Source organism: Streptomyces sp. NPDC048514 (assembly GCF_043199955.1).
GTDB lineage: Bacteria > Actinomycetota > Actinomycetes > Streptomycetales > Streptomycetaceae > Streptomyces.
The window spans coordinates 445,257-464,335 of record NZ_JBICWT010000004.1; the positions used below are offsets into that span (position 1 = coordinate 445,257).

The 19,079-nt window shown below is 73.3% G+C and carries 16 protein-coding genes; 2 read left to right on the plus strand and 14 right to left on the minus strand.

The window, feature by feature from the left end; translation table 11 throughout:
* Positions 1-69: 69 nt before the first annotated feature.
* Entirely contained in the window at positions 70-987 is a 918-nt protein-coding gene (locus ACGFT2_RS10755) for an alpha/beta fold hydrolase (protein WP_393275757.1), read from the minus strand.
* A gap of 290 nt (positions 988-1,277) precedes the next feature.
* Entirely contained in the window at positions 1,278-1,970 is a 693-nt protein-coding gene (locus ACGFT2_RS10760) for a metal-dependent transcriptional regulator (protein WP_393275760.1), read from the minus strand.
* A 292-nt stretch (positions 1,971-2,262) separates the two neighbouring features.
* Here ACGFT2_RS10760 and ACGFT2_RS10765 point away from each other — a divergent pair, with 292 nt between their 5' ends.
* Positions 2,263-3,018: an SIS domain-containing protein gene (locus tag ACGFT2_RS10765; RefSeq protein ID WP_393275761.1), complete on the plus strand. Its 756-nt coding sequence runs from the start codon at positions 2,263-2,265 to the stop codon at positions 3,016-3,018.
* A 48-nt stretch (positions 3,019-3,066) separates the two neighbouring features.
* Here the strand turns inward: ACGFT2_RS10765 and ACGFT2_RS10770 are convergent, their stop codons facing one another.
* A complete protein-coding gene (locus tag ACGFT2_RS10770; protein ID WP_393276324.1) occupies positions 3,067-4,470 on the minus strand; it encodes a PAS domain-containing protein in 1,404 nt (467 codons plus the stop codon).
* Between the two features lie 679 nt (positions 4,471-5,149).
* On the minus strand, positions 5,150-5,836 hold the full coding sequence (pdxH, locus tag ACGFT2_RS10775; RefSeq protein WP_393275764.1) for a pyridoxamine 5'-phosphate oxidase: 687 nt from the start codon (positions 5,834-5,836) through the stop codon (positions 5,150-5,152).
* 177 nt (positions 5,837-6,013) lie between these two features.
* Here pdxH and ACGFT2_RS10780 point away from each other — a divergent pair, with 177 nt between their 5' ends.
* Entirely contained in the window at positions 6,014-7,114 is a 1,101-nt protein-coding gene (locus ACGFT2_RS10780; RefSeq protein WP_393275767.1) for a citrate synthase 2, read from the plus strand.
* 151 nt (positions 7,115-7,265) lie between these two features.
* Here the strand turns inward: ACGFT2_RS10780 and ACGFT2_RS10785 are convergent, their stop codons facing one another.
* From ACGFT2_RS10785 to ACGFT2_RS10830, 10 genes are all read right to left on the minus strand, one after another.
* On the minus strand, positions 7,266-8,297 hold the full coding sequence (locus ACGFT2_RS10785) for an isopenicillin N synthase family dioxygenase (protein WP_393275770.1): 1,032 nt from the start codon (positions 8,295-8,297) through the stop codon (positions 7,266-7,268).
* 251 nt (positions 8,298-8,548) lie between these two features.
* Complete coding sequence (locus ACGFT2_RS10790; RefSeq protein WP_393276327.1) at positions 8,549-9,154, minus strand: TetR/AcrR family transcriptional regulator; 606 nt, start codon at positions 9,152-9,154, stop codon at positions 8,549-8,551.
* Between the two features lie 124 nt (positions 9,155-9,278).
* A complete protein-coding gene (locus tag ACGFT2_RS10795; protein ID WP_393275773.1) occupies positions 9,279-10,016 on the minus strand; it encodes an enoyl-CoA hydratase family protein in 738 nt (245 codons plus the stop codon).
* Complete coding sequence (locus ACGFT2_RS10800) at positions 10,013-11,581, minus strand: 4-coumarate--CoA ligase family protein (protein ID WP_393275776.1); 1,569 nt, start codon at positions 11,579-11,581, stop codon at positions 10,013-10,015. Before ACGFT2_RS10800 ends, ACGFT2_RS10795 begins: the two co-directional genes overlap by 4 nt.
* An 89-nt stretch (positions 11,582-11,670) precedes the next feature.
* On the minus strand, positions 11,671-12,831 hold the full coding sequence (locus ACGFT2_RS10805) for an acyl-CoA dehydrogenase family protein (protein WP_393275779.1): 1,161 nt from the start codon (positions 12,829-12,831) through the stop codon (positions 11,671-11,673).
* A 55-nt stretch (positions 12,832-12,886) separates the two neighbouring features.
* The gene (locus tag ACGFT2_RS10810) at positions 12,887-14,734 is read right to left on the minus strand and encodes a biotin carboxylase N-terminal domain-containing protein (protein WP_393275782.1); all 1,848 of its coding nucleotides are present in this window, start codon (positions 14,732-14,734) and stop codon (positions 12,887-12,889) included.
* Between the two features lie 8 nt (positions 14,735-14,742).
* Positions 14,743-16,341, minus strand: coding sequence for an acyl-CoA carboxylase subunit beta (locus ACGFT2_RS10815; protein WP_393275785.1), 1,599 nt, complete (start codon positions 16,339-16,341; stop codon positions 14,743-14,745).
* Complete coding sequence (locus ACGFT2_RS10820) at positions 16,338-18,014, minus strand: acyclic terpene utilization AtuA family protein (protein ID WP_393275788.1); 1,677 nt, start codon at positions 18,012-18,014, stop codon at positions 16,338-16,340. The genes ACGFT2_RS10815 and ACGFT2_RS10820 overlap by 4 nt, the downstream gene beginning before the upstream one ends.
* A complete protein-coding gene (locus tag ACGFT2_RS10825) occupies positions 18,011-18,805 on the minus strand; it encodes a TIGR03084 family metal-binding protein (protein ID WP_393275790.1) in 795 nt (264 codons plus the stop codon). Before ACGFT2_RS10825 ends, ACGFT2_RS10820 begins: the two co-directional genes overlap by 4 nt.
* Before the next feature lie 78 nt (positions 18,806-18,883).
* Complete coding sequence (locus ACGFT2_RS10830; RefSeq protein WP_393275793.1) at positions 18,884-19,018, minus strand: hypothetical protein; 135 nt, start codon at positions 19,016-19,018, stop codon at positions 18,884-18,886.
* Positions 19,019-19,079 lie beyond the last annotated feature (61 nt).

Genomic DNA, 19,079 nt, shown 5'->3' on the forward strand with positions numbered 1-19,079 from the left:
CCGGCCCCGGTCACGACCCGGCCGGCAGTGTCAGGACCCGGTCACGACCCGGCCGGCGGCAGGCCCCGGTCAGGACCCGGCCGGCAGTGTCAGGACCCGGTCGAGGAAGGGGGCGATCGCCGCCCGCCAGGCCTCCGGCCGGTCGTAGTGGACGAGGTGGCCGGCGTCGGCGACCTCCGCGTACTCCCCGTGGGGCAGCACGCGGACCATCTCCTGGGCCTCCGCGCGGCCCAGCTCGCCGTCCAGGCCGCGGACGACCAGCGTGGGGCAGCGGACCTGGGCCAGCTCCTCCCAGTGGGCGTCGTACACCCACGTCTCCCGGGAGGCGAGCATCCGCTCCGGATCGAAGACGGGGCGCCAGCCGTCGGCGCACTCCTGCATGACCTCGGCGTAGAACGCGCCACGGGCCGGGTTCGGGCGCTCCACCCAGGGATCGTCCTCGCCGAACCACTTGCGGACGTCGGCGAGCGTGGCGAAGGGCAGGGGCCAGGACCGGAACCAGTCGGCCCACTCGCGCTGCGAGGCCGCACCGAGCGCGGAGGCCCGCATGTCACAGATGACCAGGCCCCGCACCAGGTCGGGCCGCTTGGCCGCCAGCTGCCAGGCGGTCAGCGCGCCCATCGCGTGGCCGATGAGGACGGCGGGGGCGAGGCCGAGCTGCTCGAGGGCCGCCTCGGCGTCCTCGACGTAGGCCTCGCGGGTGTAGGCGGCCGCTCGGGGCTTCTCGCTCTGGCCGTGGCCCCGCTGGTCGAGGGCGACGGCGCGGTGGCGCTCGGCGAGCCGGCGGGCCGTCGCGGCCCAGTGGGAGGCGCGGCCCATGAGGCCGTGGAGTAACAGCACACCGGGGGTGCCGGGCACCGGATCGGGGTGGTTCGCGTTCGCGTACGCCGGGTCCGCGCCGTCCGGGTCCCGTTTGGGAGGGTCGGCGAACTCCCAGGCGGCCAGCCGCACGCCGCCCGCTCCCGTCACCTCGATACGCCGTGCCATGGGCCTGGTACCCCCCAGCTCCGCCTGCCTCGCACCGGTGTTCTGCCGTCGTACTGCCGCCGCAGACTATCGAATGTCCATTCGAAAATTCCGCCCCTGCGGACAACACCCCTCATTCGAGTGACACCCCTCGAGGAATGATCGCCGCCACCGAGGGGATCTCTTCTGGCGGGAGGCGGACCACTCGGGGAAAAGCGGTCCGAGGGGATGACCTTGAGAGCTCGGGGCTCCGGGTCAGCACAGGGGAGGACAGGCCCCGGCGCCCACAGGGTGCCGGGGCCCTCTCATGCTCAGCGCTTGGCGACGAACACGTGGGAGGCGATGTCCGCCGCCAGCTCGGCCGCCTCGCCGCCGCTCCCCACCAGCACCCCACCGGCGGACTCCGTCACGCTCACCACCGAACCGGGCTGCACACCCGCCCGCCGCAGCGTGTACATCAGCTGCGCGTCGGTCTGGATCGGCTCACCGATGCGGCGGACGACGACCGTCTTGCCGTCCGTGCCCGGGTCCAGGTCGGCCAGCGAGACCATGCCCTCGTCCAGGAACGGATCGGCCCCGTCCTTCTCACCCAGCTCCTCCAGGCCCGGGATCGGGTTGCCGTACGGCGACTCGGTCGGGTGGCGCAGCAGCTCCAGCACCCGGCGCTCGACCGCCTCGCTCATCACGTGCTCCCAGCGGCACGCCTCCGCGTGCACCTGCTCCCACTCCAGGCCGATCACGTCGACCAGGAGGCACTCGGCGAGGCGGTGCTTGCGCATCACGCGTGTCGCGAGCCGGCGCCCCTCGTCCGTGAGCTCCAGGTGGCGGTCGCTGGCCACGGCCACCAGGCCGTCGCGTTCCATCCGCGCCACCGTCTGGCTCACCGTCGGCCCGCTCTGGTCGAGCCGCTCCGCGATGCGGGCGCGCATGGGGACGACGCCTTCCTCTTCGAGCTCGAGGATGGTGCGGAGATACATCTCCGTGGTGTCGATCAGTCCGGACATACGTGCCCCTCGATTACATCTGCCGGCAGCCCGGCCGCGTGCGCTGGCCCTGACACCAATTCTGCCGGATCCCACCGACAAGCGGGCGGTACCGCGGAAACGGAGGTCGGCGGCGCGCGGTGCGGCGGCCCTTCGAGCGGGCGCGAGCCGGTGCCGGCCACGGGCGTGCGACGGCTGATCGCGCAGCTCCCCGCGCCGCCTCGGGCCGGCGGAGCGCCTCCGGCCGTATTGACACCGCACTGGTCCAGACCGCACGGTGATCCGCGACACAGACGTTGCGAAGGGGCACCGCATGAGCGACGGCACGCCTGCCGACCTGTTCTTCGACGCCGCCATCGGCCTGCTGCAGCGGGCCCGCGAGGAGGAGGCCGAGGCGATCACCGCGGCGGGCGGCCTGCTCGCCGACACCGTCGCCGCCGGAGGCCGGCTGTTCGCCTTCGGCGCCGGGCACTCGTCCCTGGCCGCCCAGGACGTCGTCTACCGCGCGGGCGGCCTCGCCCTGATGAACCTGCTCGCCGTGCCGGGCGTCGTCGGCGTCGACGTCACCCCGGCCACCCTCGGCTCCGCCCTCGAACGTGTCGACGGGCTCGCGAGCGCCGTCCTCGACACCTCACCCGTCCGGGCCGGCGACGCCCTCGTGATCATCTCCCTCTCGGGCCGCAACGCCCTGCCCGTGGAGATGGCCCTGAACGCCCGCGCCCTCGGCGTGCGGGTCATCGGCGTGACCTCGGTCGCGTACGCCTCGCAGACCAAGTCACGGCACGCCTCCGGCACCTTCTTGAAGGACCACTGCGACATCGTCCTCGACTCGAAGATCGCGGTCGGCGACGCGGAACTGACCCTCGACACCATTCCGGCTCCCTTCGCCCCCGCGTCCACCGTCGTCACCACGGCCCTCATGCAGGCCGTCATGGCCACCGCCGCCTCCGCCCTGGCCGACCGCGGCATCGAGCCCCCGCTGCTGCGCTCCGGCAACGTCGACGGCGGCCACGAGTGGAACGGCCGGGTGATGCGGGACTACGGCGACCGGATCTTCTACCGCAACTGACGGCGGAGCCGGCCAGCCGGCGCACGGCCGGCTGCCCGCCTGCCGCCGCTAGACCCCTGTCTCGCCGGGCGCCGCAGCCGCCAGGTCCAGTGCCGCCGCGATCCGTCCGGCCACGTCCTCCGCGTAGGCCATGTCGGACCGCTCGAAGCGGCTGCGGGCCGTCCCGCGCAGGAAGGTCACCACGCCCAGCGTCCGCGCCCTGCTGCGCAGCACCACGCACAGCGCGTGCACCGCGTCCTCGGGCCACTGACGCTCCAGCGCCCACTCCCGCGCGCGCTCCGCCGGGCCCGAGCCGGCATCCGCCCGCACGGTCCCGGCCCGCTCCACACACCGCAGGGCCGGATGCCCCTCCGCGTACCGCACGGGCAGCCCGGCGGCGCCGGCGAGCCGGCTCGGTCCCGGCGCCCCGGCCGGCGTGGCGGCCAGCCGGACCAGCCGCACCGGACCCGGCGCCCCCTCACCGGCCGGCTGCGGGGCGCCCGCCACCCGGTCGACGAGCGCGTGGTCGGCGAAGCCGGCGAGCGCGAAGTCCAGATGGACGGTGGCCGCCTCCACCGGGTCCTCGCACTCGGCGGCGGCCCGGGACGCGCGGTACAGCTGATTCGTCCGGAACCGCAGCAGCGACGCGTCCTGCTCGCCCTGCTTGGCCTCGGTGACGTCCTGGAAGAGCCAGCCGACCCCGAGCGGCACCGGTTCCTCCGCGAGCGGCGAGGCCAGCCGCAGGAAGCCGCTGCGCCAGCAACGCCGCTTCTCGCCCTCCTGGGTGCGCACCGTCACCCACACCTCGGCGGGCGCCGGTGGCGCGCCCTCGGCCAGCACGTGCGTGAGCGCGGCCTCCAGTTCCTCCACGCCCTGCGCGAGCAGCTCACCGAGCGGCCGCCCCAGCACGGACGTACGCCTGATGCCCAGCGCGCGGGCCGCGTGCGCGTTCACCACGGCGGGCCGCAGATCCGCGTCGACGAGCACCACACCCCACGAGGCGTCCTGCAGCAGCGCCTCGCTCAGCGCGATCGAGCGCTCCAGATCGATCTGCGCGTGCACCTCGCTGAACGCGCAGTACACGCCCGCAGGCTGCCCGTCGGGCCCGCGCACGGCGGCCGTCTGCGTCCGGACGAGCACCCGCCCGCCGTCCTTCGTGACGAGCGCGAACTCGTGGACCTGCCGCCCCGGCGAGGTCATGGCGGACATCAGCCGGGCCTGCACCTCCTCGGCGTCGGCCGTGCGCACCGCCCACCCAGCGAACCCGTGCCGCCCCACGGCCTCGGCGGCGGTCCAGCCGAGGATCCGCTCTGCCTCCCGGTTCCAGTGGGTCACGACCCCGTCGGCATCGAGGGCACACAGAGCCGCGTCCATGCCGTCCAGCAGGGCGGCGAGCAGATCGGATCCCGCGGTCTCACCGGGCTCGTCCGGCCCCAGCTCGTCCGTGGTCCCACTCCGCCGGGAAGCACTCACCTGGACCCCCTGGAGGCTGCGTCCGCGCATGTAGACACTCGGTTCGTTCACTGGCTTCATTCAACTGGAACGTGACGCAGCCCACATCATGTTCCCGCAAGATTGCCGGAATCAATGCCCGCAGGCGGCACGGCCTGCACGTGCCGCCACCGCTCGAGCGTCAGGTCGTCGTCGACGGCGCCGAGCCGCGGTTCGGTCATGTGGGGGACCGTACCGAAAAAACGGTTGAGCCTCTCCCGCCGGTTTCCTAGGGTGGCGTTTACACGAGAAGGGAGGTGGTTCGGCAGATGTATGAGAACCGGACGCGTGAGGTGGCTGCGGGCTAGCGGCCCGTCACCACATCCAGTGCGGTGCCGGACCCGCACGTGAAAGACGCGTGCAGCCGGCCCAATCCCAGGCAGTCACCCGACCCGCGAGCTCGCCGGTACGTCCGGCCGGCTTCTTCGCCGAGAGGCGCAGGACCCGAGCTCGCGGGTCGTCTGCGTTCCCACGGCCCGGGACGTCCGTCACCCGGAGGGGTCAAGGCCCGGGACGTCCGTCGCCCGGAGGGGTCACAGCCCGGGACGTCCGTCACCCGGAGGGGTCAAGGCCCGGGACGTCCGTCGCCCGGAGGGGTCACAGCCCGGGACGTCCGTCGCCCGGAGGGGTCAAGGCCCGGGACGTCCGTCGCCCGGAGGGGTCACGGACTCAGCCGCTCCACCCGCCATGTGCCGTCCGGCTGGACGGCGTAGCGCAGGCGGTCGTGGAGGCGGTTCTGGCGGCCCTGCCAGAACTCGACCGTCTCGGGGGCGACGCGGAAGCCGCCCCAGTGCGGCGGCACCGGGACCTGTTCGCCCTCGGGGTAGCGGGCTTCGAGGTCGGCGTAGGCGGTGTCCAGCTCCGCGCGGGAGGCGACCGTCGTGGACTGGGCGCTGGCCCAGGCGCCCAGCTGGGAGCCGTGCGGGCGGGTGCGGAAGTAGGCGGCGGTCTCCTCGCGGCCGGTGCGGCGGGCGATGCCGGTGACGATGACCTGGCGGGCGATCGGGTGCCAGGGGAAGAGCAGCGAGACGTACGGGTTCTCCGCCAGGTCGCGGGCCTTGCGGGAGTCGTAGTTGGTGTAGAAGACGAAGCCGTCGGTGTCGAACTGCTTCATCAGGACCGTGCGCGAGGTGGGGCGGCCCGCGGCGTCCGCCGTGGAGACGACCATCGCGTTGGGTTCGTAGAGCGTGCCGTGCAGAGCCGCCCGCGCGGCGTCCTCGAACCAGCCGGCGAACTGGTCCATCGGATGCGCGACGAGGTTCTTCTCGTCCAGTCCCGCCGCCCGGTACTGCTTGCGCATGGCAGCGGGATCGAGGAGCGGGTCGAGGAGGGGTTCGCGGTCGGTCACGCGGTCATCTTGCCGTATCGAACGCTTCTGGCACTCAGTGTCGAGGGGTCTCCCCAACGGTGGCACCGGGAGTTATCGTGCTGGTTCCCTCCGCGGACCGGCCGACCACGGGTGACCTCAGGCCGGCCGGGGCATCACCGGGGTGACCGCAGCCGACACATCACTAGGAGCCGCCTGATGTCCGATTTCGTACCCGGGCTCGAGGGAGTCGTCGCGTTCGAGACGGAGATCGCCGAACCCGACAAGGAGGGCGGTGCCCTGCGTTACCGGGGCGTCGACATCGAGGACCTGGTCGGGCACGTGTCCTTCGGGAACGTGTGGGGACTGCTGGTCGACGGCGCCTTCAACCCCGGTCTGCCGCCCGCCGAGCCGTTCCCGATCCCGGTGCACTCCGGGGACATCCGGGTGGACGTGCAGTCGGCGCTGGCCATGCTGGCCCCCGTGTGGGGCCTGAAACCGCTGCTCGACATCGACGCGGAGCAGGCCCGCGAGGACCTCGCCCGGGCCGCCGTCATGGCGCTGTCCTACGTCGCCCAGTCCGCACGCGGGCAGGGGCTGGCGATGGTGCCGCAGCGGGAGATCGACAAGGCGCACTCGGTCGTGGAGCGGTTCATGATCCGCTGGCGCGGTGAGCCGGACCCCAAGCACGTGGCCGCCGTGGACGCGTACTGGACGTCCGCCGCCGAGCACGGGATGAACGCGTCGACCTTCACGGCGCGGGTCATCGCCTCCACGGGTGCCGACGTCGCCGCGGCGCTGTCGGGCGCGGTCGGTGCGATGTCCGGGCCGCTGCACGGGGGTGCGCCGTCCCGGGTGCTCGGGATGATCGAGGAGATCGAGCGCACGGGTGACGCGGAGGCCTACGTCAGGCAGGCCCTGGACCGGGGTGAGCGGCTGATGGGATTCGGGCACCGGGTGTACCGGGCCGAGGATCCGCGGGCGCGGGTGCTGCGGCGTACGGCGCGGGAACTCGGAGCGCCGCGGTTCGAGATCGCGGAGGCGCTGGAGAAGGCGGCCCTGGAGGAGCTGCACAATCGCCGGCCCGACCGCGTGCTGGCGACCAACGTGGAGTTCTGGGCCGCGATCATGCTGGACTTCGCCGAGGTTCCGGCGCACATGTTCACGTCGATGTTCACGTGTGCGCGTACGGCGGGGTGGTCGGCGCACATCCTGGAGCAGAAGCGGACGGGGCGCCTGGTGCGGCCGTCGGCCCGGTATGTGGGGCCGGGGGTGCGACGGCCCCAGGACATCGAGGGGTACGCGGACATCGCCCACTGAGCGGGGGTGCGCGGGCATCGCCCATGACAGGGGATGCCCGGGCATCGCCCATGAGAGGGGCGCGTGAGGAGCGCGGGCGGCTGCGGGTGCGTCGTGGCTTGTCACGCGGTTCCCCGCGCCCCGGGAAGACGGGCGCTTCGCGCCCTGTCTCTCACGCGGTGGCGAGCAGGGCGCCGTGGTGCCGTTCCGCCACGAGTGGGTGGGCGCGCAGCTTGCCCTTCAGTTCGTTGTAGCCGTACTCCGCGTACATCGGGTTGGAGGGGTCCGTGGTGACGCCGGGGGCCGTGGCGGCGTGCGGGAAGGGCAGCGGAGCCACCTTCGCGTCCAGGCGCGGGTTGTAGAAGAACGGGACGGAATAGCGCTCGGTGGCGCCGGGCGGGCTGACGACCCGGTGGTTCGTGGCCAGCAGGTAACCGTTGGTCGCCACCTCCAGCAGTTCACCGAGGTTGACCACGAAGGCGCCCGGGATGGGCGGTACGTCGTGGAAGCGGCCGTCCCCGCGCAGGACCTGGAGGCCGCCGACCGTGTCCTGCAGCAGCAGGGTCAGGAAGCCGTAGTCCTTGTGGACTCCGACGCCCTGGTCCGTGCCGTCGCCCGCGCTGCCGGGGTAGCGGACGAGCTTGAGGTGCGGGTGGGCGTGGGCGCCGAAGACGGGGTCGTAGAAGCCGGCCGGGGCGCCGATGGCGGTCAGCAGTTCACGCAGCAGGCGCTGGGCGACCGCGCTGAGCCTGTCGATCCAGGCCAGGGCCGCTGTGCGCAGTCCGGGCAGGGCGGCCGGCCACTGGTTGGGGCCCTGCAGCCACCAGTACGGCGGCTCGCCGGGGCCGGGCACGCGGGCGGGACGCTCGGCGCCGATGTCGAGCTGGTCGCGCCAGTCGCGGGAGCCGCCGGTGCGCTCGTCGCCGGTGCGGGTGTAGCCGCGGAAGTGCGGGGAGTTCACGTTGTCCAGGGCGAGCCGGTCGGTCTCGGGGAGGGCGAAGAAGGCGCGCATGGCGGTGAGCAGCGCGTCGGTCTCGTCCTGGGTCACGCCGTGTCCGACGAGCTGGAAGAAGCCGACGTCGTGGGCGGCGCTGCGTAGTTGGGCGTGGAACAGGGCCCGGTCCTGGGGTCCGCGGTCGGCGGCCGACAGGTCGATGATCGGGAGCTGGGCGTACGACGGGGTCGTCGCGGTGTGCGAGGTCATGGTGCGTCCGCAGGGTGTACGGGGCGCGGGTGGCCGCCGAGGGGTAGGACGGCCCCCGGTGCCGGAAAAGGAGAAAAGGAGAGAAGAAGGGGGCTGGGTCAGGCGGAGAAGCGCCGACAGCCCATGCTCGTGACGCGCACGTAGTCCACGTGGCGGCGGCGGACGAGCATCGGAAGCATGGGCCAAGAGTACTGCGCACCCCGCGATACGCGTGTGGCCCCCGTCACAGTGCCGCCAGGCCCCGAACGGGCTCAGCCGAGCGCTTCCTCCAGCAGCGCGCCCCACTGGGCGACGACCCGCGCGCGGCGGGCGGTGTCGTCGGTGAGGAGGTTGGCGAGGCCGAGCCCCCGGGCCATGTCGAGCAGGCCCTGGACGGACTCGCGGACGCCGGGCCGGGCCTCGTCGGCGCCGAGCAGGTCCACGGCGATGCGATGGGTCTCGCGGCCGACGTGGGCCTCCAGTTCGGTCACCCGGGCACGCAGCTGCTCCTCGTTGGAGGCGGCCACCCACAGGTGCAGGGCTGCGCGGAAGAGGGGGCCGGTGTAGAGGTCGACGAGGGCGGTGACGACGGCACGGCGGTCGGCGGCGCCGTCCGGGAACAGGGCTCTGAGCGCGGTGGAGCGTTCCTCGGCGACGTACTCGACGGCGGCGGTGAACAGGTCCTCGCGGGTGGGGAAATGGTGCTGGGCGGCGCCCCGGGAGACGCCGGCGCGTTCGGCGACGACGGAGACGGTGGAGCCCGCCCAGCCGCGCTCGGCCAGACAGGCCACGGCGGCCTCCAGAAGCCGCTGCCTGGTGGCCCGGCTGCGGTCCTGCTTGGGACTGCGACCGGGCTTGGCGTCCGTCCTCGTGTCCACCGCGACGTCCACCGTGGCGTCCGTCGTGGCGTCAACAGTGGCGTCCACCGTGGCGTCCGTCCGGCCGTCCGCCCCGGGGCCCGGTTCGGGCGGGTGGTTGCGTTCCGTCGCCGTGTTCACGTCGTCACACCACCCATGCCGCGTCCCGTCTCTCCAGGAAGGCCGTCATCCCCTCCCGGGCCTGGTCGGAGGAGAACAGCCGGGCCGAGAGAGCGGTCAGGTCCGCCGCGTCCCGGTCGAATGTTTCCAGCACCCTAGTCGTGAGCAGCCGTTTCGTCTCGGCCAGGGCCTGCGGGCAGGAGCGGCGCAGGCCGTCGAGGACGGGTGCGAGGGCCTCGTCGGCGTCCTCGGCCGCGGTCGTGAGCAGGCCCAGGCGCACGGCCTCGGCGGGGCCGAAGCGTTCGCCGGTGAGGTAGTAACGGGCCAGGGCACGGGGGTCGGTGCGCGGGATGACGGGCAGGGAGATCACCGCGGGGGCCACGCCGATGCGCACCTCGGTGAAGGCGAAGGTGGCCGCCGTGGACGCCGCCGCGAGGTCGCAGGCGGCCACGAGGCCGAGCCCGCCCGCGCGGACGTGTCCGGTGATCCGGGCGACCACGGGCCTGGGCAGTTCGACGATGCTCCGGAGCAGGCCGACGAAGGCCTCGGGGGCGGGCGGGTCGCGCAGGTCGGCGCCCGCGCAGAAGGTGGTGCCGGTGTGGGTGAGGACGACGGCGCGGACGTCCGGGTCCTTCCCGCAGTCGGCCAGGGCCGCGGCCAGTTCGGCGACGAGGGCGGCCGACAGGGCGTTGCGGGTGCCGGTGGAGTCCAGGCTGAGGGTCTCCACGGCACGCGTGCGCGTGCGGGCGATCAGAGCGGTCATGTGTGCTCCCTGAGCTGCCGTCGCAGGATCTTCCCGGAGGCGGCGCGGGGCACGTCCTCGACGAAGCTGACCTTGCGGACGCGTTTGTAGGGGGCGACGCGTTCGGCGACGTACAGCATGATCTCGTTCTCGGTGGGGCCGTCGGGGGTCTGCCGGCGGACGACGAAGGCGTGCGGTATCTCGTTGCCGTTCTCGTCGCGGGCGCCGACGACCGCCGCGTCGGCTATGCCCGGGTGGGTGAGCAGCAGGGCCTCCAGTTCGGCGGGGGCCACCTGGAAGCCCTTGTACTTGATGAGTTCCTTCACGCGGTCGACGACGAAGAGCCAGCCGTCGGCGTCGACGTGGCCGACGTCCCCGGTGTGCAGCCAGCCCTCGGCGTCGATCATGTCGGCGGTGGCGTCGGGGCGGCCCAGGTAGCCCTTCATCACCTGGGGGCCGCGGATGAGGATCTCGCCCGGCTCGCCGGCGGGGAGGTCCTCGCCGGGGCCGTCCAGGGGCACGATCCGCATCTCGGTGCCGGCGATGAGCTTGCCGACCGTGCCGGCCGGGGCCTGCCTCATGCGGTCGAGCGGGACCACGTGGGTGCCGGGAGACAGCTCGGTCATGCCGTACGCCTGGCCGACCGGCGGCAGGCCGAGTCGCTCTCCGCAGGCGGCGGCGAGCCGGGCGTCCAGGGGTGCGGCGGCGCTGATGACGTACTCCAGGCTGGAGAGGTCGTGGCGGTCGACGGCGGGATGACCGGCGAGGGCGAGGACGATCGGCGGGGCGACGTACAGGCCGGTGATGCGGTGGGTCTCGATCGCGGCGAGGAAGGTCTCCAGGTCGAAGCGGGGCAGGACGACCACCGTGGCGCCGTGGCGCAGCGGGGCGTTCATGAGGGCGGTCAGGCCGTATATGTGGAAGAAGGGCAGGACCGCGAGGATGCGGTCGCCGGGTCCGGCCGGGACGGCGGGCTCCAGCTGGGCGAGGTTGGTGGCGATCTGCCGGTGGGTGAGCATCACGCCCTTGGGCGTGCCGGTGGTGCCGGAGGAGTACGGCAGCGCGGCGACGTCCTCGGCCGGGTCGAGGTCGATGCGCGGTTCGGGGGCGGTGGTGGCGAGCAGGCCGGTCAGCGAGCGGTGGCCGGGTGCGTTGTCGCACACGAATATCTCCCGTACCCCACCGGCGAGTTCGGCGGCCCGGCGGGCGGACGCCAGGAGCGGGGAGACGGTGACGATCCAGCGGGCGGCGCTGTCGGCGAGCTGCCTGGCGAACTCCTCGGGGGTGGCGAGCGGGTGCACCGTGGTGACGGCGGCACCAGCGCGCGTGGCCGCGTAGAAGGCGGTCGGGAAGGCGATCGTGTTGGGGCTGTGCAGGGCGAGGACGTCACCCTTGCGGACGCCCGCCTCGGCGAACGCGGCGGCGAGGCGCCGGTGATACCGGTCCAGCTGCTCGTACGTGAGAGTGGCGCCGTCCGTGCCGTCGATCAGCGCGGGGTGACCGCCGAAGTAGGCGGCCCGGCCGAGGACGGCCTCGTGGATGGGGAGGTCTACGGGCGGAACGTCTGCGTACTCGCTGCGGAACACTGTTCCTCCAGGACGGTTCGCGGGACCCCAGGCTGTCCGGCGGTTCCCGTCCGCCGTGCGACGGGTGGCGGCGGATCGCCGGACAGGTCCTAGTACGACTTGGGCAGGCCCAGGCTCTGGTGGGAGACGTAGTTGAGGATCATCTCCCGGCTGACCGGGGCGATACGGGCCACGCGCGCTGCCGTGATCAGCGAGGCGAGCCCGTACTCGCGTGTCAGGCCGTTGCCGCCGAGGGTGTGCACGGCCTGGTCCACGGCCCGTACGCAGGCCTCCCCGGCCGCGTACTTGGCCATGTTGGCGGCCTCGCCGGCGCCGATGTCGTCGCCGGCGTCGTAGAGATGGGCCGCCTTCTGCATCATCAGGCGGGCCAGCTCCAGGTCGATGTGGGCCTGCGCGAGCGGGTGGGCGATGGCCTGGTGGGCGCCGATGGGGGCCTTCCAGACCGTGCGGTCGCGGGCGTACTCGATCGCCTTCCCCAGCGCGTAGCGCCCCATCCCGATGGCGAAGGCCGCCGTCATGATCCGCTCGGGGTTGAGCCCGGCGAACAGCTGCAGCAGACCGGCGTCCTCGTCGCCCACCAGTGCCTCGGCGGGCAGCCGTACGTCGTCCAGGACCAGTTCGAACTGCTTCTCGGCGGCGCTGAGTTCCATGTCGATCGGGTGCTTCTGGAAGCCCTCGGCGTCCGTCGGGACGATGAACAGGCAGGGCTTGAGGCGTCCGGTGCGGGCGTCCTCGGTGCGGCCGACGATCAGGACGGCGTCGGCCATGTCGACACCGGAGATGAAGACCTTGCGGCCGGTGAGCAGCCAGTCGGTGCCGTCCCTGCGGGCCGTGGTGCTGATGCGGTGGCTGTTGGAGCCGGCGTCGGGTTCGGTGATGCCGAAGGCCATGAGGCGGGTGCCGTCGGCGATGCCGGGGAGCCACTGCCGCTTCTGGGCGTCGGTGCCGAAGCGGGAGATCACGGTGCCGCAGATCGCGGGTGAGACGACGAGCATGAGCAGTGGGGAACCGGCCGCGCCCAGCTCCTCCAGGACTATGGAGAGTTCGGCGATGCCGCCGCCTCCGCCGCCGTACGCCTCGGGCAGGCTGACGCCGAGGTAGCCGAGTTCGCCCGCGTCGGCCCAGAGTTCGGTGAGGGGCCTGCCTTCCGCGACGGTGCGGGTGAGGTACTCACGGCCGTAGCGTTTGCCGAGGGCGGACACGGCTGCTCGTAGAGCCTTGTGTTCTTCCGGTTCGATGAGGGTGGGCATGTGCGTCCTCCCGGGTGGGGGTCGTGTGTGGTTGCTCGCGCAGTTCCCCGCGCCCCTAGCGCCGGCCGGTCTCGACCACTGCCAGGAGCGTGCCCATCTCCACTTGCCGTCCCGGCGTGGCGTGCAGGGCGGTGAGGGTGCCTTCGGCGGGCGCCGCGATCTGGTGCTGCATCTTCATCGCCTCCAGCCAGATCAGGGGCTGCCCGGCCCGGACCCGCTCCCCCTCGGCCAGGCCCTCGGCGACGCGTACGACGGTGCCCGGCATCGGGGCGAGCAGGGAGCCGGGGGCGAGCTGGGCGGCGGGGTCGGGGAAGCGGGGCAGGGCGGTCAGGCGGGTCGCGTCGACGTGGACCTGGTCGCCGTGGCGTGCGACGTGGAACGTGCGCCGCACTCCGTCCACTTCGAGGACGACGCGGCTGGCGTCTGCGTGCACGACCCGCACCCCTTCCGCCGTGAGCCCCTGCCTGGTGTGCCGGTAGCGGACCTCGTGCACCTCGCCCGCCAGCTCGTACCGCTTGATCTGCGGCTGTGCGGGCACGTTGCGCCAGCCGCCGAACCGGGAGCGGCCGTGGGCGTCGGCGAGGGCGGCGGCGAGGGGCGCGTGGGGGTCGGCCGCCGGTGCCGTCAGGGCGGGCAGGTGACGGTCGTAGAAGCCGGTGTCCATGCGCGCGGACGTGAACTCCGGGTGCCCCAGGGAGCGAACCAGCAGGTCGCGGTTGGTGACCGGGCCGTGGATCTCGGCCGTCCGCAGCGCGCCGGCGAGCCGGCGGACCGCCTCCGCGCGGGTGGGGGCGTGGGCGACGACCTTGGCGAGCATCGGGTCGTAGTGGACGCCGATGGGGTCGCCGTCGGTGTAGCCGGTGTCCAGGCGGACGCCGGCCGGTACGGCGAGGCGGTGCAGGACGCCGGTCTGCGGGGCCCAGTCGCGGGCCGGGTCCTCGGCGTAGAGGCGGGCCTCGATCGCGTGCCCGCGCGCGGGGGGCGGCTCCACGGGCAGGGCGTGCCCCTCGGCGATCCGTATCTGTTCCGCGACCAGGTCGACGCCGTACACCGCCTCGGTGACGGGGTGTTCGACCTGGAGGCGGGTGTTCATCTCCAGGAAGTGCGCGCGCCCTTCGGCGACCAGGAACTCCACGGTGCCGGCGCCGACGTAGGAGACGGCGCGTGCGGCGCGTACGGCCAGCCCGTACACCTCTTCGGTGAGCGCGGGGGGCAGGTCCGGCGCGGGGGCCTCCTCGACGACCTTCTGGTGGCGGCGCTGGAGGGAGCAGTCGCGGGTGCCGAGCGGCCAGACGGTGCCGTGGGTGTCGGCGAGGATCTGCACCTCGACGTGGCGGCCGCGCTCGACGTACGGCTCGACGAAGACCTCGCCGTCGCCGAAGGCGCTCGCGGCCTCGGCGCGCGCGGCCTCCAGCGCGGCCGGCAGTTCCGCCAGGCGGCGCACGATCCGCATCCCGCGTCCCCCGCCGCCCGCGGCCGCCTTCACCAGGACCGGCAGGTCGGCGTCGGTGACCTCGCCCAGCGGCGCCAGCCCCATCAGCCGTTTCGCGCGCGTCTTGGACGCCATGGCCTCGATGGCCTGCGGGGGCGGGCCGATCCAGGTCAGGCCGGCGTCGAGGACGGCCCGCGCGAAGCCGGCGTTCTCGGAGAGGAAGCCGTAGCCGGGGTGCACGGCGTCGGCGCCGGCGGCCAGGGCGGCCTTCACGATCAGGTCGCCGCGCAGGTACGTGTCCGCCGGCGCCGCGCCCGGCAGCCGTACCGCCGTCTCGGCCACGCGCGCGTGGAGGGCGTTCTCGTCGGCGTCCGAGTGCACGGCGACGGTCCGGATCCCCAGCTCGCCGCAGGTGCGGAAGATCCGGCAGGCGATCTCGCCGCGGTTGGCGACGAGCACAGTCGAAATCACGTGGTCCCTCACATCCGGAAGACGCCGAAGCCGCCGCGCGCGCCTTCGTAGGGCGCGGTGTGCAGCGCGGACAGGCACAGGCCGAGCACGGTGCGGGTGTCGCGCGGGTCGATGACGCCGTCGTCGTAGAGCCGCCCGGACAGGAACATCGGCAGCGACTCGGACTCGATCTGCTGCTCGACCATGGCGCGCAGGGCCGCGTCCGCGTCCTCGTCGTAGGGCTGCCCCTTCGCCGCCGCGGACTGCCGGGAGACGATGGACAGCACCCCCGCGAGCTGCTGCGGGCCCATGACCGCGGACTTGGCGCTGGGCCAGGCGAACAGGAAGCGGGGGTCGTAGGCGCGGCCGCACATGCCGTAGTGCCCGGCGCCGTACGAGGCGCCCATCAGCACCGACAGATGCGGCACCCGGCTGTTGCTCACCGCGTTGATCATCATCGCGCCGTGCTTGATGATCCCGCCCCGCTCGTACTCCTTGCCGACCATGTAGCCGGTGGTGTTGTGCAGGAACAGCAGCGGGACGTCGCGCTGGTTGGCGAGCTGGATGAACTGGGCGGCCTTCTGCGACTCCGCGCTGAACAGGACGCCCTGCGCGTTGGCGAGGATTCCGACCGGATAGCCGTGCAGAGCCGCCCAGCCGGTGACCAGGCTCGTGCCGTACAGCGGCTTGAACTCGTCGAAGTCGGAGGCGTCGACGATCCGGGCGATGACCTCGCGCGGGTCGAAGGGGGTCTTCAGATCGCCGGGGACGATCCCGAGGAGTTCGTCGGCGTCGTACTCGGGCGGCTCGGCCGGGCCCGGGTCGGGGTGGGCCTTGCGGTGGTTGAGGCGGGCCACGACCCGGCGCGCCTGCCGCAGTGCGTCCTGCTCGTCCACGGCGAAGTGGTCGGCGAGACCCGACACGCGCGCGTGCATCTCGGCGCCGCCCAGGGACTCGTCGTCGCTCTCCTCGCCGGTGGCCATCTTCACCAGCGGAGGCCCGCCGAGGAACACCTTCGCGCGCTCCTTGACCATGATCACGTGGTCGGACATGCCGGGGACGTAGGCGCCGCCGGCGGTGGAGTTGCCGAAGACGACGGCGATGGTCGGGATGCCGGCGGCGGACAGGCGGGTGAGATCGCGGAAGATGGCCCCGCCCGGGATGAAGATCTCCTTCTGGGAGGGCAGGTCGGCGCCGCCCGACTCCACCAGGCTGATGCAGGGCAGCCGGTTGGTGAGGGCGATGTCGTTGGCGCGCAGGGCCTTCTTCAGGCTCCACGGGTTGCTGGCTCCGCCACGCACGGTCGGGTCGTTGGCCGTGATCAGGCACTCGACGCCCTCGACCACCCCGATGCCGGTGACCAGGGAGGCGCCCACGGTGTACTCGCTGCCCCAGGCGGCCAGCGGGGACAGCTCCAGGAACGGGGTGTCCGGGTCCAGCAGCAGCTCGATGCGCTCGCGGGCCGGCAGCTTGCCGCGTTCGCGGTGCCGCCGGAGGTACTTCTCACCGCCGCCCGCGAGCGCTTTGGCGTGCTCGGCGTCCAGCTCGGCGAGCTTGCCGAGCATGGCCTCGCGGGCCTCCCGGTGGTCGGCGCCCGCGGGGTCGACGGAGGTGGGGAGAACGGTCACAGCAGGGCCTCCGGGATGTCCAGGTGGCGGGAGCGCAGCCATTCGCCGAGGGCCTTGGCCTGCGGGTCGAAGCGGTGCTGGGCGGCGACGCCGGCGCCGAGGACGCCTTCCACGACGAAGTTCAGGGCCCGCAGGCCGGGGAGCACGTGGCGGGTGACGGGCAGGTCCCGGCTCTCGGGGATCAACTGCCGGAACCTCTCGCCGGTCAGCTCGTGGACGAGCCACCGCCAGGCGGCGTCCGACCTCGCCCACACCCCGACGTTGGCGTCGCCGCCCTTGTCCCCGCTGCGGGCCCCGGCGACCAGCCCGAGGGGCGCCCGGCGGGTGGGCCCGGGCGGCAGGGGCTCGGGCAGGGCCGGCCGCGGTACGCCGTCCAGGGCGCGCGTCTCCTGGGGCGGCGCCACCGGGATCCGCGTTCCGTCGTGGAGGACGGCCACATGGTCCACGGCACCATGTGGCACGTACACAGCCTCGAAGACGCCATAGGGGGCGCCCTTTCCCGGTGGTGCCAGCACGTGGAAGCCCGGGTAGCTGGCCAGTGCCAGCTCCACGGCGGCCCCGCTGAGCGCCCGTCCCACGACCTGCTGGTCGGGGTCCCGTACGACGAGCCGCAGCAGGGCGCTCGCGGTCTCCTCGGTGCCGGCGTCCGCCCGGTCGGTGCGGACGAGGTCCCAACGGACCTCACTGGGCGGCGACTTGGCCAGCGCCGCGGTGAGCTGCTCGCGCACCAGGCTCGCCTTGGCCTCGATGTCGAGCCCGGTGAGGACGAAGACGACCTCGTTGCGGAAGCCGCCCAGCCGGTTGAGCCCGACCTTGAGCGTGGGTGGCGGGGCCTCCCCGCGCACGCCCTCGATCCGCACCCGGTCCGGCCCGTCCTGGCTCAGCCGTACGGTGTCCAGCCGGGTGGTGACGTCGGGCCCGGCGTACCGGCCGCCGCCGGTCTCGTAGAGCAGCTGGGCGGTGACCGTGCCGACGTCGACGAAGCCGCCGGTGCCGGGGTGCTTGGTGACCACGGCGCTGCCGTCGGCGTGGATCTCGGCGAGCGGGAAGCCGGGGCGGCGCACGTCCCCCTCGCGGAAGAAGCTGTAGTTGCCGCCGGTCGCCTGCGTCCCGCACTCCAGCACGTGCCCGGCGGCGACGGCGCCTGCGAGGCGGTCGTGCTCGTCCGGCCGCCAGCCGAAGTGGGCGGCGGCGGGCCCGGTGACGAGCGCCGCGTCGGTCACGCGCCCGGTGACGACGATGTCCGCGCCGGCCCGCAGGCACTCGGCGATGCCGGCACCGCCGAGATAGGCGTGGGCGGCCAGGACACCGGGGTACCCGGCGGTCAGTTCGTCGCCCTCGACGTGCGCGACGCGCGCGGGGACCCCCAGCCTCCCGGCCAACCCCCTGACGGCCGAGGCGAGTCCGGCCGGGTTCAGGCCGCCCGCGTTGGTGACGATCCGCACCCCGCGTTCGTGGGCCAGGCCGAGACAGTCCTCCAGCTGGCGCAGGAAGGTGCGCGCGTAGCCGGCGCCGGGGTCCTTCAACCGGTCCCGGGCCAGGATCAGCATGGTCAGCTCGGCGAGGTAGTCGCCGGTGAGGACGTCGACCTCGCCGCCGGTGAGCATCTCGCGCAGGGCGTCGAAACGGTCGCCGTAGAAACCGGAGAAGTTGCCGATGCGCAGCGCGTTCACCCCTCGGCCCCCTTCGGCGGGCGGCCGGTGCCGGGCGGGCCCGCGAAGGCCTGGGCGATGTCCAGCCAGCGGTCCGCGTCCGGGCCCACGGCGGTCAGGGCGAGGTCCGAGCGATGGGCACGCTGCGTGACGAGCAGGCAGAAGTCGAGGGCGGGGCCGGTGACGCGCTGGCGCGCGTCCGCGGGACCGTGGGCCCACAGCTCCCCGGACGGCGCGGTCAGTTCCACCCGGAACGCGTCGGCGGGCGGGGTGAGGCCGTGGACGGTGTAGGCGAAGTCGCGTGTACGCACCCCGAGGCGGGCCACATGCTTCAGCCGGTCGGTGGGTGGGCGCACCACACCCAGGGCCTCGGCGACGTCCATCGCGTGGGCCCAGGTCTCCATGAGGCGAGCGGTCGCCATGGAGGCGGCGGCCATGGGCGGCCCGTACCAGGGAAAGCGGGCGCCGGGTGCCGCCGCGCGCAGCGCCCGGTCGAGGGCGGTGCGCCCGGTCCGCCAGCCGGAGACCAGCTCGGCGGGCGGGAGCCGGGCGCCCTCCTCGGCACCCTCGTCCACGAACGAGTCCGGGGCGGTGAGCGCCTTCTCCACCAGCGCCTGGAAGGCGTCGGCATCGGTGACGGCCAGCAGTGCCGAACGGTCGGTCCAGGCGAGGTGCGCGATCTGGTGGGCCACGGTCCAGCCGGGCGCGGGCGTGGGCAGGGCCCATTGCTCGGGCCTCAACTCGGTTATCAGCAGATCGAGTTCATCGCTCTCGGCACGCAGGTCGTCGATGACGGGCGTCGGGTCGGCCATGGGGGGAGCATGGCAGCGGGACCAGAAACAATCAAGCGTGCTTGCATGAATTGATGCGCCGCGAGTTCCCCGGGTGAGTCACACCCCGTCGATCGGCGGGCACATCGGCGGCACCGTGCACCGGCGGCGCTCGATGGCCGTGCCCGCGGTCGGGGTGTGGACGATGGGCGGCATCTCTTCCAGGTGGTCGCCGACCAGCCGGTGGAAGAGCACCTCGTTACGGTCGTGCAGGTTGGTCAGGCTGACGCTCCTGGCCAGATCGCTCGGCTGCTCC

Bases quoted from the DNA above. Each gene is read 5' to 3' on its own strand.
- ACGFT2_RS10805 (WP_393275779.1), bottom strand. From the start codon at position 12,831: ATGCCCACCCTCATCGAACCGGAAGAACACAAGGCTCTACGAGCAGCC.
- ACGFT2_RS10765 (WP_393275761.1), top strand. From the start codon at position 2,263: ATGAGCGACGGCACGCCTGCCGACCTGTTCTTCGACGCCGCCATCGGC.
- ACGFT2_RS10760 (WP_393275760.1), bottom strand. From the start codon at position 1,970: ATGTCCGGACTGATCGACACCACGGAGATGTATCTCCGCACCATCCTC.
- ACGFT2_RS10785 (WP_393275770.1), bottom strand. From the start codon at position 8,297: ATGACCTCGCACACCGCGACGACCCCGTCGTACGCCCAGCTCCCGATC.
- ACGFT2_RS10780 (WP_393275767.1), top strand. From the start codon at position 6,014: ATGTCCGATTTCGTACCCGGGCTCGAGGGAGTCGTCGCGTTCGAGACG.
- ACGFT2_RS10755 (WP_393275757.1), bottom strand. From the start codon at position 987: ATGGCACGGCGTATCGAGGTGACGGGAGCGGGCGGCGTGCGGCTGGCC.
- ACGFT2_RS10795 (WP_393275773.1), bottom strand. From the start codon at position 10,016: ATGACCGCTCTGATCGCCCGCACGCGCACGCGTGCCGTGGAGACCCTC.
- ACGFT2_RS10825 (WP_393275790.1), bottom strand. From the start codon at position 18,805: ATGGCCGACCCGACGCCCGTCATCGACGACCTGCGTGCCGAGAGCGAT.